Here is a 14,502-nt window from a genome sequence, read left to right as displayed (position 1 = left end):
AGAGTCGGCCCATGTCCCCCGAAACCAACCTGACGTGGCGGAACTGGGCGGGAAACCAGCGGGCCGAACCGGTGCGGGCCCTGGCGCCGCGCACCACCGGGGAGGTGGCCGAGGCCGTCCGATCGGCCGCGCATGACGGGCTGACCGTCCGGATGACCGGTACCGGGCACTCCTTCACCGGCGCGGCCGTCGCCGACGGCGTCCTGCTGCGCCCCACCGCGCTCACCGCGGTCCGGTCGGTCGACACCGCGACCGGCCTCGTGACGGTCGAGGCCGGGCTGCCGCTGCGCGTGCTCAACCGCGTCCTGCACGAGCACGGCCTCGCGCTGGCCAACATGGGCGACATCCAGGAGCAGACCGTCGCGGGCGCCCTCCAGACCGCCACGCACGGCACCGGCCGCGACGCCGCCGGGCTCGCGTCGCAGGTCGCCGCGCTGGAGCTCGTCCTCGCCGACGGGTCGGTCGTCACCTGCTCGCCCGCCGAGCGGCCCGCGCTGTTCGACGCGGCCCGCGCCGGGCTAGGCGCGCTCGGCGTCGTCACCGCCGTCACGTGGAAGACCGTCCCCGCGTTCCTGCTGCGCGCGCAGGAGGCGCCGATGCGGTGGAACGAGGTGCTCGCCCGCGTGGACGAGTTCGACTCCGCCAACGAGCACTTCGAGTTCTACTGGTTCCCCCACACCGAGGGGTGCCTGACCAAGCGCAACAACCCGGTCGCCGGGCCCGCGCGCCCGCTGTCCAAGGCCAAGCACTGGCTGGACGACCAGTTCCTGGCCAACACCGTGTTCGGCGCCGTCAACAGGGTCACCCACCGGGCACCGGCCTCGACGCCGTTCGTCAACGGGGTCTGCGCCAGGCTGCTCGGCGCGCGCACCTACAGCGACACGTCCTACAAGGTCTTCACCAGCCCGCGGACGGTGCGGTTCAAGGAGCAGGAGTACGCGATCCCCCGCGAGGAGCTCGTGCCCGCCCTCCGCGAGCTCCGCTCCCTGTTCAACCGCAAGGACTGGCGGATCGGCTTCCCCATCGAGGTCAGGGTGCTGCCGCCCGAGGACGCCTGGCTGTCCATGGCCTACGGGCGCCGGACGGCGTTCATCGCCGTGCACGTCTACCACCGCGTCCCGCACGATGAGTACTTCCGCGCCGTCGAGAACCTCCTCGTCGCCTTCGGCGGACGCCCGCACTGGGGCAAGCTCCACACCCGCGACGCCGCCTACCTGGAGAAGGCGTATCCGAAGTTCGGCGACTTCCGGGCGCTGCGCGACGAACTCGACCCGGACCGCCGCTTCGCCAACGCCTACACCACCCGGGTCTTCGGCGACTGACCGACTCCGGGCAGGGCGTTCTCACTCCGCCGGGGCGTTGCGCTGCTGCTCGCCGCCGCCGGGCTTCTCCTCGCCGCCGGGGTTCTGCGTCGACGGCGCGCTGCCGCCCCCGGACGGCGTCGGCGTGGTCGGCACCGTGGTCGTCGGCTTGTCGGTGGGACGCTCGGTCTTCGGCGGGACCGGCTCGTCCGTAGAGGTCCCGGTGGACGGCTTGCCGGTCGAGGGCGTCTCGCCCGACGGGCCGCCGCTCGGCTCCTCGCTGCTGGGCGTCTCACGGCCGGACGGCCCGTCCGACGGCGTCTCGTCGGTGCGCCCGCCGTCACCGCCGCCGTTGCCGCCGAGGACCTTGGTGACCGTCAGCCCGTTGCCCTTGTTGCCGATCGGGCTGCCGGACGCCGCCTCGAACAGGGTGATGCCGCCGAGGACGATCGCGAACACCACCGCCGACGACACCACCAGCGCCACCCAGCGCTGCTTCGCCCACGCCGTGGTGCTCTCCAGGGCGGACCTGCGGGCCACCTCGCGCACCGCGTCCTCCCCCGCGAGGCCCGCGAGGTCCCCCGCGACCGCCTGGGACGGGTCCATCCGCGTCGCGTTCGGGTCCGGGTACGCGGCGTTCGGATCCATGCGAGTGGCGTTCGGGTCGCCGAGGTTCCGCCGGACCGCGTTCACGTCCAGGTCCATGCGCGTCGCGTTCGGGTCGGACCACACCACCGTCCGGGTCGGGTCCGCGTCGACCGCGCGCGCCGCCGCGTCCTGCGCCGCGTCCTTGCGCTCCGCCGACGCCTGGAGGTGGGTCAGGTCCTTGATCTGCTCCCGGCCCTGATCCAGGTAGTGCTTGCACACGGCGGAGCCGGCCGTCGAGGCCACGCTCATGAACGCCGCGCCCAGGATCGTCCCGTACACGCCGAGGAACGACGCCCCCACCGCGGCGGCGAGCGTCGCCATCCCGCTCGCGATGAGCTGCGTCGTGCTCAGGTCCGGCAGCTTGGGCCGCATCCGTCCGTGTCCTCCTGTCTGATCGATGACAAACACCCCGAACGGAAACTAACCGCTACATCCGGGTGTTCCGACCACGGACGTGATGCTCGCTACGCCAAACGGGTGGAGCCGGGAGGCCACGTCAGGCACAGTGTGGAAAAGGATGCACAAGAATCAGGCAGGGCGGCCACGGGCGGACCCGGTGCCCGGCAAGCTTGGTCAGGTGCCCTCTTCGGCCTCGTGAGGAGGGCTTCGAGAGCGGCGATGTTCGGACATGCCGGGTACGGTGCTGGCAGCAGGTGTGTCCGAAAGAGAGACTCGGGAACCCGGGGGAAGGGCACGCATGCGCCCTCGGCGGGTACCGGACGACCGGCGGGTGGGAGCACGATGGAGGCGGGCTTCCCACCGGCGGTGTGGTCCGGCGCCCTCCGTGCCGTCTGGACAGGGCAGGAAGGACACGCATGCAGGAGCTGCGCCTCGTCGCGGTCAGCGAGGACGGTACGTACCTCGTCCTGGCCACCGCGGGCCGAGGCACCCGGTTCACCCTGCCCGTCGACGACCGGCTCCGCGCCGCGGTCCGTGGGCACTTCTCCCGCCTCGGCCAGTTCGAGATCGAAGTGGAGAGTCCCTTGCGTCCCAAGGAGATCCAGGCCCGTATCCGGTCCGGCGAGACCGCTGAGGAGATCGCCGAGTCGGCGGGCATCCCCGTCGAACGCATCCGCTGGTTCGAGGGGCCGGTCCTACAGGAACGCGAGTACATGGCCCAGCAGGCGCAGCGCGTCGCCGTGCGCCGCCCGGGCGAGTCCACCCCGGGCCCTCCCCTCGGCGAGACCGTCGAGCAGCGCCTCGGACGCGGCGGCGTCGACCTCGACGAGGCCGAGTGGGACTCCTGGAAGTGCGAGGACAACACCTGGCGCGTCCGCCTCTCCTTCTTCGACAACGGCCGCCCGCACGCCGCCGAGTGGGTCTTCGACCCGCGCCGCCGCCACGTCTCCCCGCTGGACGAGGTCGCCGCACGCCTCACCGCCGTCGAGTGGGACGAGGAGTCGCTGTCCGACACCGTGACGCCGCTCGTGCCGCGCCGTCCCGCGATGAAGGTCGTCTCCGGCGACCGCGGCCTGCCCGCCGAGCCCGAGCAGCCCACCGGGCCCGAGCCGCTGCGCGCCGCCGAGCCGCGCGAGTACGCCGTCGAGCGGGGCCGCGCGCTCGACCCGCGCACCGCGTTCCCCCCCGCCCCCGAGCAGGCCCCGACGCCGCTGCGCGAGGCCGCGGCGCGGCGCGTCCCCCCGGCCGAGCCGGAGGAGCGCCCGGTCGCGGAGGCGCGCGAGCCCGCCGAGTCGCTTGAGGACGCCCTCGCGCGCGGCGCGGCCCAGCTCCGCGAGGCCGCCGCCGCGTCCGCCTCCGCGCGCGACGACGACGAGCCCGCCTACCTCGGCGAGGTCGCGGTCGACCACAGTCCCTCCGAGGACGGCGACGAACCCGAGGTCACCGACCTCCACGAGGACGTCGAGGAGGAGCGCGCCGCCCTTCAATCCGCCGACGACGAGCGGGACGAGGCCGAGCCCGAGGGTGCGGACGAGAGCGCCGTTGACGAGAACGCCGAGGAGGCGGCGGTCGAGGCCGTCGCCGACGCCGGTGAGCCGGAGGACGTCCAGGCGGCCCCTGCGGAGCCCGAGGCCCCGCCCGCCGACGCCGAGCACGACGACGAGGCCGTGCCCGAGGAGGAGCCCGCGCCGCGCGAGGCGTCCGCCATAGACGAGGCAGCAGCCGAGGCAACCGTCGAGGAAGCCGTCGAGGAGGCGACCGAGGAGGCCGTCGACGAGCCGGTCGAGGAGAAGACGCCCGAACCGGCTCCCGCCGACGACGCCGCGCCCGTCAAGCCGGAGGAGACCGCCGAGCAGCCGGACGAGGCCGACCTGTCCCCCGCCGCGCGCAAGGCGGCGCAGCGGCCCGCGCACCGGGCCCCGGCGAAGAAGAAGCCCGCCGGGCGGCCCGCCGTCCCCCCGGCGCAGGACAAGCCCGCCGCCGCGTCCGAGACGCCCGCCGCGGCTGCGCGGGCCGCGCGGGGGCGCCGCAAGGCCAAGGGCAAGCGCGCCTCCGTCCCGTCCTGGGACGAGATCATGTTCGGCGCCCGGCGTCCCGAATAGGCGGCGGCGTCAGGGCGTGGCGGAGCCGGTGGGGAGCGGTGCGTCCAGGAACGGCGTCAGCCAGGCCGGGGTGATGGAGGCGGCCAGGGCGACGGCGTCCGGCTCGGCCATGTCCAGCGCCGGGTAGCCGCCCTCGCCCGCGCCCACGGCGATGAACAGCGTGGCGAGGCCCAGCCGGCGCTGGAAGAGCGTGCGGCGGACGCGCCACCCGACGATCGCGCCGTGCTCGATCACGACCTGGTGGCGGCGGAGGCTGCCCGAGCGGACGGTGAGGAGCCCGCCGCCGGAGGCGTGCCCGAGCTGCCGGTAGCGGTCCAGGCCGAGCGGGACGGCGCAGGCGGCGACGACCGCGCAGACGTAGGCGACCCAGAACTGCCCGGCGGCCACGGCGAGGAGCGCGACCCCGGCGGGCGGGGCGACGGCGCGCGCGACGCGGCGGCCACGCGCGGCGGGCGGGTGCGGGAGCAGCGGCCCGGGGAGCGCGCCGAGCACGGCGGTCGCCAGCGCCTCGGCCGCCGGACGCGGCGCGGCGGGCAGCAGCCGCCCCCGGTGCGCGGCGTCGCCGAGCCCGGTGATCAGCGCGCCGAGGCGGGCGACCCCGGCGACGCGCTCGAACGGGTTGTCGGCGAACTCGACGCCGCGCAGCCGGCGGCGCTCCAGCGCGACGCTGCGGCGGGTGACCAGGCCGCGCTCGGCGACCAGCGAGCCGTCCCGCTGGTGGACGGTGAAGTCCCAGTTGAAGAGGGTGAAGACGATCACCGACATGACCGGCATCGCGATCAGCACGAGGATCGCCAGCGCCACCACCAGCGCCGTCGGCAGCCCGACGACGTTGTGCCCGACGCTCGCCACCCGCTCCTCGGTGATGAGGCCGAGGTCGTCGCCGACGTTGTAGAGGGTGCCGAGGAGGCTGCCCGCCAGGGCGAAGGGCGTCAGCAGGTAGGCGCCGCTGAGCGGGGCGTACACGTACCAGCGGCGCCGCATGCGGGCCAGGACGCGGCGGGGCTGCTCGGTGCGGGCCAGCAGGACGCGGCGCAGCCGTTCCGCCTCGTGCCGGGAGACGGCGTTCAGCTCGCCCTCGCCGCCGTCCGCGCCCGCGTCGATGCGGACGACGGCGAGCCCGAGGAGGCGGTGCGGCAGGGACGTGCTGATGTCCACGCCGCGGATCCGGTCGCGCGGGATGCTCTTGACCGACCGTCCGATGAGGGAGCGGCGCAGCTCGATCCGGTCCTCGCGGACGATGTAGGTGAACGTCGCCCACGCGGCGATGTGGAAGAGCAGGCCGAACGCTAGGCCCGCGAGCGTGAAGTAGAAGGCCGTGGACAGCCCGCCCACGACCAGCCCGGTCATCCCGGCGGCCAGGAGCGCGACCATCTCCCGCACGGCACCCACGACGAACGTCAGCGGATGGAGGCGCTGCGCGGGTTCGTTCACGTGGCGTCGTCGCGGAGGTCGTGCGCGCGGTGCGCGAGGTCGTCGGCCAGCCGGGTCGCGACGTCCACCGGCAGGCCGGAGACCTCCGACGAGCCGGTGTGCGACGCGGTGTTGATCTCGATGGTCGCGAGGCCCAGCATCCGCTCCAGCAGGCCCTGCCCGGTCTCGACGGTCTGGATCCGCCCGACCGGCACCAGCAGCCACTCGCGGCTGAACCAGCCGGTGCGGGTGTAGACGACGTCCGCGCTCACCTCCCAGCGGTGGACGCGGTACCGCCACACCGGCGCGACCGTCACCATCAGCAGGCCCACCGCGCCGACGAGGTAGGGCATCCAGCCGATCCGCCCCGACAGCCAGCCGGGCAGGCCGTCCCAGCCGGAATCGTCTATCCAGGCGGCGACGCCGAGCGCGAGGCCGAACGCCAGCCCCCACAGCAGCAGGTACTCGATCGCCCAGCGCGCCATCGCGCGGGGCGAGACACGGTTCGCGGGCGGCCGCAGACGCGGCGGGTGCGGCCCCCCGCCGTCCTGGTGGTGACTGCGCCGCACCGACGTCACACCGCGAGTTTAGAACCATCGGACGCGGCCCGGGTCGCTCCAGGGCCGCTCCCGTGCCGGTCCTGGGCCGGTTCGAGGCCGGTTCAAGCCCGGCACGGGCGCGGTCTGATGGGGTCGCCGGGAAGGGTTCGCGGCGATCTCAGCGTTTTGTCAGTGGTGCGTGCCAGGTTGGAACCCAGCACCTCACGGCGGTCGCGCCGCCGAAAAAGCTGGTGCGGACCGCACCGGGCAACGCATACCTTGGCAGACCGTCTGCGCGAGCAGTGTCCGGCATACGAGACAAGTCCTAGGAGATCCCATGACCTACGCGATCCAGGCCGACGGCCTGGTGAAGCGGTTCGGTGATACCGAGGCGCTCGCCGGCGTCTCGCTCACCGCGCAACCGGGGACGGTGCTCGGGGTGCTGGGCCCCAACGGCGCCGGCAAGACCACCACGACCCGGATCCTCGCCACCCTGATCGAGCCGACCGGCGGCACCGCCAGCGTCGGCGGGTTCGACGTGGTCAAGGAGGCGCACAAGGTACGGCAGCTCATCGGCCTGACCGGGCAGTACGCCGGGGTCGACGAGATGCTCACCGGCACCGAGAACCTGATCCTGATCGGGCGGCTGCTCGGCATCCCGCGCCGCGAGTCCCGGGCGCGCGCCGCCGAGCTGCTGGAGCGCTTCCAGCTCACCGAGGCCGCCGAGCGCGCCGCCAAGACCTACTCCGGCGGCATGCGGCGCCGCCTCGACCTGGCCGCGAGCCTGGTCGGCCGCCCCCAGATCCTGTTCCTGGACGAGCCGACCACCGGCCTCGACCCGCGCAGCCGCAACGGCCTGTGGGACATCGTCCGCGGCCTCACCGACGACGGCGTCACCGTGCTCCTCACCACGCAGTACCTGGAGGAGGCCGACCAGCTCGCCGACGACATCGTCGTCATCGACCGCGGCCAGGTGATCGCGCACGGCACGTCCGACACGCTGAAGGCGCAGGTCGGCGGGCAGGTGCTGGAGGTCAGGCCGCTCCAGGAGGCCGACATCGCCGCCGCGTCGCGGATCGTCGGCGAGATGGCCGGCGCCGAACCGGAGGCCCGCGACGGGATGGTCTCGGTGCCGATCACCGACCCGCAGCTGATGCCCGCCGTGGTGCGCCGCCTCGACGACGCCGGCGTCACCGTCGGCGAGCTGTCGCTGCGCAAGTCCAGCCTGGACGAGGTGTTCTTCGCCCTGACCGGCCACCACACCGACGACATCGACGCCGAGGCCGACGCGCTCGCCGGGTCCGCCGAGCTGAAGGCGTCCGACAAGGAGGGGGCGTCGGCATGACGACCGCGACCTTCACACCGCCGCAGACCCTCTCCAAGCGGGTCTCGCCGGGCACCACCGTCCGCAACGTCCTCACGCTGGCGTGGCGCAACCTGGTGCAGATCAAGCACAACCCGATGGAGCTGCTGGACCTGTCCATCCAGCCCATCATGTTCGTGCTGCTGTTCGCCTACGTGTTCGGGCCCGCGATGGAGGGCAGCGTCGACGCCTACCTGCCCGTCGTGATCCCGGGCATCATCGCGCAGAACGCGCTGTTCGCCGGGATGAGCACCGGGTTCGGGCTCAACACCGACATCACCAAGGGCGTGTTCGACCGGTTCCGCAGCCTGCCGATCTCGCGCAGCGCGCCGCTCGCCGGGCGGATCCTCGCCGACACCGCCAAGCAGGCGTGGTCGATGATGATCCTGCTCGCGGTCGGGTTCGCGATCGGGTTCCGGGTCGAGACGAACGCGCTGGCGCTGGTCACCGCGTTCGTCCTGCTGCTGACCTTCGCCGTGCTGTTCTCCTGGACGTCGGTCTTCATCGCCATGAAGGTCAACGAGCCGGAGAAGGTGCAGATCTTCGGCTTCGTGGTGATCTTCCCGCTGAGCTTCCTCAGCACGGCGTTCATCAAGTCGACCCACGGCATCCCCGGTTGGCTCGCCGCCGTGATGGACAACAGCCCGGTCACGCACCTGGTCGAGGCGATGCGCGGGCTGCTGATCGGCGGCCCGGTGCTGAACCACGCGCTGATCGCGCTGGCGTGGGGCGTCGGCATCTCCGCGGTGTTCGCCCCCCTGTCGCTGCGCGCGTTCAAGCAGCGCGCCTGACCCCGCGCACCTGACCCACTTGCGCACCTGACCCACGCGCGCGCGGCAGGCCCGGCACCGGGCCTGGGCGCGCGTCAGCCGGACGGCCCGTCCACCCCCTCGACCGAGGGCACGGTGGCCGGGCCGTCCGGCTGCTCGGGTCGCGGTCGGCGGCGGGCGCGGCGTTACGGGGTGGGGCGTTACGGGTGGGGCAGGTCGAAGTGGGCGACGATGTCGGCGAACGTCCAGGAGCGGCCGCGCTCGTAGGCGGCGGTGAAGGCGGCGGCGCCGAGCGCGTCGCGGACGGCGCCCTCGATGGCCAGGACGTCCGGCTGGGAGAGGTCGCGGGTGCCGCGCAGGCTGTCGGCGGCGCCGAGCAGGACGGCGCCGCGCTCGGCGTCGCCGAGGGTCCGGCACAGCTCGGCGCGGCCGCCCAGCACGTACGACAGGATCGGGTAGTCCTGGCTCTGGACGCCGATGCGCACCGCCTCGTCCAGCCGGGCGCGGGCCTCCTCGACGGCGCCGAGCGCGAGGTCGAGCTGGGCCCGGGAGCCCAGCAGCATCGCGCGGAACTGCGGCGGGCCGGTCAGCCCCGCCGCCAGGTCCTCGGCCAGCGTGAGCCGGCTCAGCGCCTCGCCGGTGTCGCCGGCGCGGCGGGCGAGCTCGCCCAGCTGGTAGTGCAGCGCCATCTCCTCCTCCGGACGGGACGCCTCGCCCCGCTCCAGGGACCGCAGCAGCAGGGCGCGGCCGCGGGCGGGCTCGCCCGAGAGGTCCAGCTCGTTGCCCAGCCGCATCGTCACGTACAGCATCGACGAGGTCTCGCGGCCCAGCTCGGCGTTCAGCCGGAGGCTCTCCTCGTAGAGCGCGACCGCCGCCGCGTGCTCGCCCCGGCGGGAGCGGATCTCCCCCTGCGCGGTGAGCGTGAACGAGAGCCCCCAGCGGTCCCCCGCCTCGCGGAACCCGGCGAGCGCCCGGTCGAAGAAGCCGTCCAGCCCGTCCGTCCGGCCGAAGTTGTGGGCGATGTGCCCCTGGATGAAGTTCGCGAGTCCGCGCGCCCACGGGTCCGCCGAGTTCAGCAGCCGGTCGATCCCCTCGGCGGGGTCCTGGTTCCAGCCGTCGACCTGCATCTTGCCCATGAACAGCATCAGCCACAGCACGGGGTGGAGGTCGCGGTCGTCGATCCCGTCGCAGATCTCCTGGGCGCGCCGGAGCCAGGCGACGACCGGTTCGGCGGTCGGCCGCTTGTCGAGCGCGGTGAGCGTGGCCAGGGCCAGCGCCATGGCGGTGGGCTGGTCGGCGGGCACGCCCGGCAGGTCGAGGATCTCCTCCAGGTGCTCGGTGCCCTCGGTGAGCCGCCCCCGCAGGAACCAGGACCAGCCGAGCGCCGCGCAGAACCGCAGCGCGAGCGGCGCGTCCTGGACGGAGACCGCCCAGCGCAGCGCGGCGGCGCAGTTGTCGTGCTCGGCGGCCAGCCGGGCCAGCCACCGGGTCTGGTCCGCGCGGTACAGGTGCGGCTCGGCCTCCTCGGCGAGCCGCAGGAAGTAGCCGGCGTGGGCGCGGCGCGTCCGCTCCTCCTCCCCCGCCTGGGCGAGGTGCTCCAGCCCGTACGCGCGGATCGTCTCCAGCATCCGGTAGCGGGGCTCGCCGTCCGCGTCGGACACGGTGACCAGGGACTTGTCGACCAGCGCCGACAGGACGTCCAGGACGTCGGCGCGGTCCAGGCCCGGCCCCGCGCACACCTCCTCGGCGGCCTCCAGCGTCGCGCCGCCGGGGAAGACCGCGAGCCGCCGCCACAGCACCCGCTCGGGCTCGGCGAGCAGGTCCCAGCTCCACTCGACGACGGCGCGGAGCGTCTGGTGGCGGGGCAGGGCGGTGCGGCTGCCCGCGCTGAGCAGCCGGAACCGGTCGTCGAGCCGGACGGCGACCTGCTGCGCGGTCATCGCACTGAGCCGCGCGGCGGCCAGCTCGATCGCCAGCGGCATGCCGTCCAGCGCGCGGCAGATCCGCACGACCCAGCCGACGTTGTCCGCGGTGACGGCGAAGCCCGGGGACACGGCGGCGGCGCGGTCGGCGAACAGCCGGACGGCGGGCCGGTCGTGCGCCGCCACCGCGTCCGCCGACGGCGGCGGCAGCTCCAGCGGCTCGACCGGCCAGAGCGTCTCGCCGGTGATGCCGAGCGGCTCCCGGCTGGTCGCGAGGATGCGCACGCCCGGGCACGACGCGAGCACCTGGTCGGCGAGCCGGGCGGCGGCGTCCAGGAGGTGCTCGCAGTTGTCCAGGACGAGCAGCAGCCGGCGGCCCGCGAGCGCGGACACGAGCCGGTCCAGCGGCTCGGCGGTGTCGGGCGCCGCCATCCGGCCGGGGCCCGCCATCAGCGGCATCTCGCGGAGCCCGAGGGCGCCGAGCGCGGCGGCGGGGACCTCGGCGGGGTCGGCGACGGGCGCGAGCTCGACCAGCCACGTCCCGTCGGGCATCCGCCCGGCGAGCCGCTCGCCCGACTCCAGCGACAGCCGGGTCTTGCCGGATCCGCCCGGGCCGATCAGCGTGACGAGTCGCGCCCGCGACAGCAGGTCGTCGACCTGCCCGAGGTCGGCGTCCCGGCCGATGAAGCTGGTGAGGCGCGCCCGCAGGTTGCCCTTCCGGTCGTCCGGCGGCGGAGGGACGGGTGCCGGGACGTCCGAGCGCAGGGACGGGTCCTGGCGCAGGACGCCGAGGTACACGGCCTCCAGGTCGGGGGACGGGTCCACGCCGAGCACGTCGCCCAGGGCGCGCCTGGTCTCGTCGTAGGCGGCGAGGGCCTCGGCCTGGTGCCCGGCGGCGTAGAGGGCGCGCATCAGCAGGGCGGTGACGGGCTCGCGGAGCGGGTCCTGCGCGGCGAGCGCCTGGAGCTCGGGGATCAGCGCCGCGTGCCGGCCGAGCGCGAGGTCGGCGTCGAGCCGCTCCTCCAGCGCGGCGCGGCGGAGCGCCTCCAGGCGGGCGGCGGGCGCCTCGGCGAAGTGGAGCCCGGCGGCGTCGGCGAGCGCCGGGCCGCGCCACAGCGCGAGGGCCTCGGCGAGCCCGGCGGAGCGTTCGGCGGGGGCGGCGGCGCGGCGGGCGGCGACCAGCCGCGCCTCGAAGTCGTGGACGTCGACGTCGCCGCGCGGCACCGCGAGCCGGTACCCGCCGGGCCGCGACTCGACGGCGTCCCGGCCGACCAGCGCGCGCAGCCGCGAGACCAGCGACTGGAGCGCGTTCGCGGCGCCCCTCGGGACGTCGTCCTCCCAGAGCGCGTCGATGAGCCGCTCGGCCGGGAGCACCGCGCCGGGGTCGAGCGCGAGCAGCGTCAGCAGCACCCGCAGCCGGACGCCCCCGATCTCGACGGGGCGACCGTCCGCGAGCACCTCCAGGGGCCCGAGCATCCCGATCCGCACGCCCACGATTGTCCCCGAACCGCGGCTGTCCCCGAACCGCGGCGTGCCGGGGCCGCGCCGCTCCCGCGGCGGACCCCGGCACGCGTTTCACGCCCGGTCGGGCGGCGTCAGGCCGCGTTCTCCTTGGCCTTGCGCTCGCCCGCCTTCTGGTCGTCCAGCGCCGCCAGCTCGAAGTCGGCGCGGGGCTGCTCGACGGTGGCGAGCGAGACGGTCTCGCGCTTGAGGAACAGCGCGAGCGTCCAGTCGGCCAGGACGCGCAGCTTGCGGTTGAAGGTCGGGACCATCGCGCCGTGGTAGGTGCGGTGGAAGAACCACGCGGGCCAGCCCTTGAGCTTGAAGCCCATCGGGTTCGCGACGCCCTTGTGCAGGCCGAGGCCCGCGACCGTGCCGAGGTTGCCGTGGACGTAGGGCTTGAGCGACTTGCCCCGCAGCGACCGCACGATGTTGTCGCCGAGCACCTTGGCCTGGCGCACCGCGTGCTGGGCGTTGGGCGGGCAGAACATGCCGTCCTCGGTGAGGTCGGGGATCGCGGCGTTGTCGCCGGCGGTGAACGCGCGCACGAGGCCCTCGATCGTGAGGTACTCGGTGCCCTTGACGCGGCCCCGCTCGTCCAGCGGAATGTCGCCGTGCCGGACGACCGGGGACGGCTTGACGCCCGCGTTCCACACCAGCGTCCCGGCCGGGAACGTGCTGCCGTCCGACAGCTCGATCTGGCCGTCGACGGCCGACCGCAGGAGCGTGTTCATCTTCACGTCGATGCCGCGGCCGCGCAGCTGCTCGGCCGTCCACTTGCCCATGTCGGGGCCGACCTCGGGCAGGATGCGGTCGGCGGCCTCGACCAGGATGAAGCGCAGGTCCTGCGGGGTGACCTTGCGCATGTACTTGGTGGCGTCGCGCGTCATGTCCTCGAGCTCGGCGACGGCCTCGACGCCGGCGAACCCGCCGCCGACGAACACGAAGGTCAGCGCCTTGCGGCGCAGCTCGACGTCGTTGGTCGACTCGGCGATCTCCAGCTGCTCCAGCACGTGGTTGCGCAGGTGGATGGCCTCGCCGACGGTCTTCAGGCTGATCCCGTGCTCGGCGAGCCCGGGGATCGGCAGCAGCCGCGGCACCGCGCCGGCGGCCATGACCAGGTAGTCGTAGGAGATCCGCTCCGGCGGCCCGGCCAGCGGCTGGACGATCGCCCACCCCTCGTCGTGGTTGAGCTCGGTGACCCGCGCCTTGCGGACGGTGCACTTCGGCAGCACCCGGCGCAGCGGGACGACGACGTGCCGGGGCGAGATGTTCCCGGCGGCGGCCTCGGGGAGGAACGGCTGGTACGTCATGTACGAGTTCGGGTCCACGACGGTGACCTTGACCTCGCCCCTGCGCAGCTCGCCGCGCAGCTTCTTCTGCAAGCGGAGGGCGGTGTACATGCCCACATAGCCGCCACCCACGATGAGGATGTGGGGAGCGCCAGGGGTCTCCTCGGCGGTCCTGGCCATTGCGGCCTCCAATGTTCACGGTCGGCTTGTGAAGACATTCACAAGCTACCCGATGACCCCCGACCGGCGCCAACCGATATCGACGGAAGAACAGCGAAACTTCTCGTAACGGCAAAACGGCGGGCCACCTTACGTGTGAACTTCACCACTCCTTCTTTCATTTCCGGACATCTACCGCCAAAGTACGCATGACCAACCTCACAGGTCAGATCTGGGGCCGATCCCCGACGTGTCACGTCCGGTCCCGGGGCACGCACACGGGCCGGGCGCCGAAAGGCCCGTTCCACCCCCGCGAAGCCCCTAAGGTTGGGCCGGACGAGGAAGGGGGCGCCGCCTGCGGGACGCGCGCCGCGGGACGTGAGGTTCCGGCGGGGCGCGGCGTACGATCTCGCGCGGGAGCGTATCGACGATGATGAGCAGAGACCGGCGTCCGATCCCGGCCGCGCTGGCCGCCCTGGGCGCGCTCGCGCTCGCCCTCTCGCTGGGCGGCTGCGGGCTGATCGGCCGGCCCCAGAACAAGAGCGCCGAACTGTCGGAGTGGTTCACGGTGACCAGCCCGGTCTTCCGTGATAGCCACGACTTGCCCACGCGGTACGGCTGCGCGTCGTACCCTGGCGGGCAGGGCAGGACCCCGCCGCTGCGGTGGTCGGGGGCCCCGGCCGGCACCCGGTCGTTCGCGATCGTCATGGACGACCCGGACGCCTCCAACGGCGCCCGCGTCCACTGGGTGATCGCGGGCATCGAGGGCACGGTCAACGAGCTCGTCGAGGGGGCCAGCATCACCGGCGCCATCGAGGGGCTGACCTCGGGCGACAAGGACAAGGCGGGTTACGTTCCGCCGTGCCCGCCCAAGGGAGAACGGCATCGGTACAGGTTCACCATCTACGCGCTGGACGATCCGGCGCCGTTCAAGAGCGGCGCCAAGCTCAAGGACTCGCTCGGCGCCATCGCGAAGCACACGGTGGGACGCGGACGGATCACCGGGAACTTCGGCGGGAAGCAGGCGCGTTGACCCTGGAGCCTGAGGCACGAGGTCAGGGCGGACCCCTCGGGGGGTGGAGCTGACAGGCGGG

The 14,502-nt window shown here is 73.9% G+C and carries 10 protein-coding genes; 5 read left to right on the top strand and 5 right to left on the bottom strand.

Features of this window, described 5'->3' with window-relative positions:
* Positions 1-11 precede the first annotated feature (11 nt).
* Positions 12-1,322, top strand: a complete 1,311-nt coding sequence (locus K2F47_RS20985; protein ID WP_242906362.1) for a D-arabinono-1,4-lactone oxidase — start codon at positions 12-14, stop codon at positions 1,320-1,322.
* Between the two features lie 21 nt (positions 1,323-1,343).
* Here the strand turns inward: K2F47_RS20985 and K2F47_RS20980 are convergent, their stop codons facing one another.
* Complete coding sequence (locus tag K2F47_RS20980; protein WP_242906361.1) at positions 1,344-2,321, bottom strand: hypothetical protein; 978 nt, start codon at positions 2,319-2,321, stop codon at positions 1,344-1,346.
* 443 nt (positions 2,322-2,764) lie between these two features.
* On the opposite strand from K2F47_RS20980, the gene sepH reads away from it, so the two are divergent.
* Positions 2,765-4,450 carry a septation protein SepH gene (gene sepH / locus K2F47_RS20975; protein ID WP_242906360.1) on the top strand — a complete coding sequence of 562 codons (1,686 nt, stop codon included), beginning with the start codon at positions 2,765-2,767 and terminating at the stop codon, positions 4,448-4,450.
* A gap of 9 nt (positions 4,451-4,459) precedes the next feature.
* Here sepH and K2F47_RS20970 read toward each other — a convergent pair whose 3' ends face one another.
* Together K2F47_RS20970 and K2F47_RS20965 are read right to left on the bottom strand one after the other, a co-directional pair.
* Positions 4,460-5,884 carry a PH domain-containing protein gene (locus K2F47_RS20970; RefSeq protein ID WP_242906359.1) on the bottom strand — a complete coding sequence of 475 codons (1,425 nt, stop codon included), beginning with the start codon at positions 5,882-5,884 and terminating at the stop codon, positions 4,460-4,462.
* Complete coding sequence (locus tag K2F47_RS20965) at positions 5,881-6,441, bottom strand: PH domain-containing protein (protein ID WP_242906358.1); 561 nt, start codon at positions 6,439-6,441, stop codon at positions 5,881-5,883. Before K2F47_RS20965 ends, K2F47_RS20970 begins: the two co-directional genes overlap by 4 nt.
* A 298-nt stretch (positions 6,442-6,739) precedes the next feature.
* Between K2F47_RS20965 and K2F47_RS20960 the strand changes: the two genes are divergently transcribed.
* A complete protein-coding gene (locus K2F47_RS20960) occupies positions 6,740-7,747 on the top strand; it encodes an ATP-binding cassette domain-containing protein (RefSeq protein ID WP_242906355.1) in 1,008 nt (335 codons plus the stop codon).
* Positions 7,744-8,556 carry an ABC transporter permease gene (locus tag K2F47_RS20955; protein WP_242906354.1) on the top strand — a complete coding sequence of 271 codons (813 nt, stop codon included), beginning with the start codon at positions 7,744-7,746 and terminating at the stop codon, positions 8,554-8,556. Before K2F47_RS20960 ends, K2F47_RS20955 begins: the two co-directional genes overlap by 4 nt.
* 179 nt (positions 8,557-8,735) lie before the next feature.
* Here K2F47_RS20955 and K2F47_RS20950 read toward each other — a convergent pair whose 3' ends face one another.
* Together K2F47_RS20950 and K2F47_RS20945 are read right to left on the bottom strand one after the other, a co-directional pair.
* Positions 8,736-11,945 carry an AfsR/SARP family transcriptional regulator gene (locus tag K2F47_RS20950; protein WP_242906346.1) on the bottom strand — a complete coding sequence of 1,070 codons (3,210 nt, stop codon included), beginning with the start codon at positions 11,943-11,945 and terminating at the stop codon, positions 8,736-8,738.
* Positions 11,946-12,052: 107 nt separating this feature from the next.
* Positions 12,053-13,429 (bottom strand): NAD(P)/FAD-dependent oxidoreductase, encoded by a 1,377-nt coding sequence (locus tag K2F47_RS20945; protein WP_242906345.1) that lies wholly within the window; start codon positions 13,427-13,429, stop codon positions 12,053-12,055.
* Between the two features lie 409 nt (positions 13,430-13,838).
* On the opposite strand from K2F47_RS20945, the gene K2F47_RS20940 reads away from it, so the two are divergent.
* The gene (locus tag K2F47_RS20940) at positions 13,839-14,441 is read left to right on the top strand and encodes a YbhB/YbcL family Raf kinase inhibitor-like protein (protein ID WP_242906344.1); all 603 of its coding nucleotides are present in this window, start codon (positions 13,839-13,841) and stop codon (positions 14,439-14,441) included.
* The last annotated feature ends 61 nt before the right edge of the window (positions 14,442-14,502 follow it).

This window comes from Actinomadura terrae (genome assembly GCF_022751215.1).
Taxonomy (GTDB): Bacteria; Actinomycetota; Actinomycetes; order Streptosporangiales; family Streptosporangiaceae; genus Spirillospora; species Spirillospora terrae.
The sequence above is the reverse complement of the archived record's forward strand: the minus strand, read 5'-3'. Positions and strand labels throughout refer to the sequence as shown.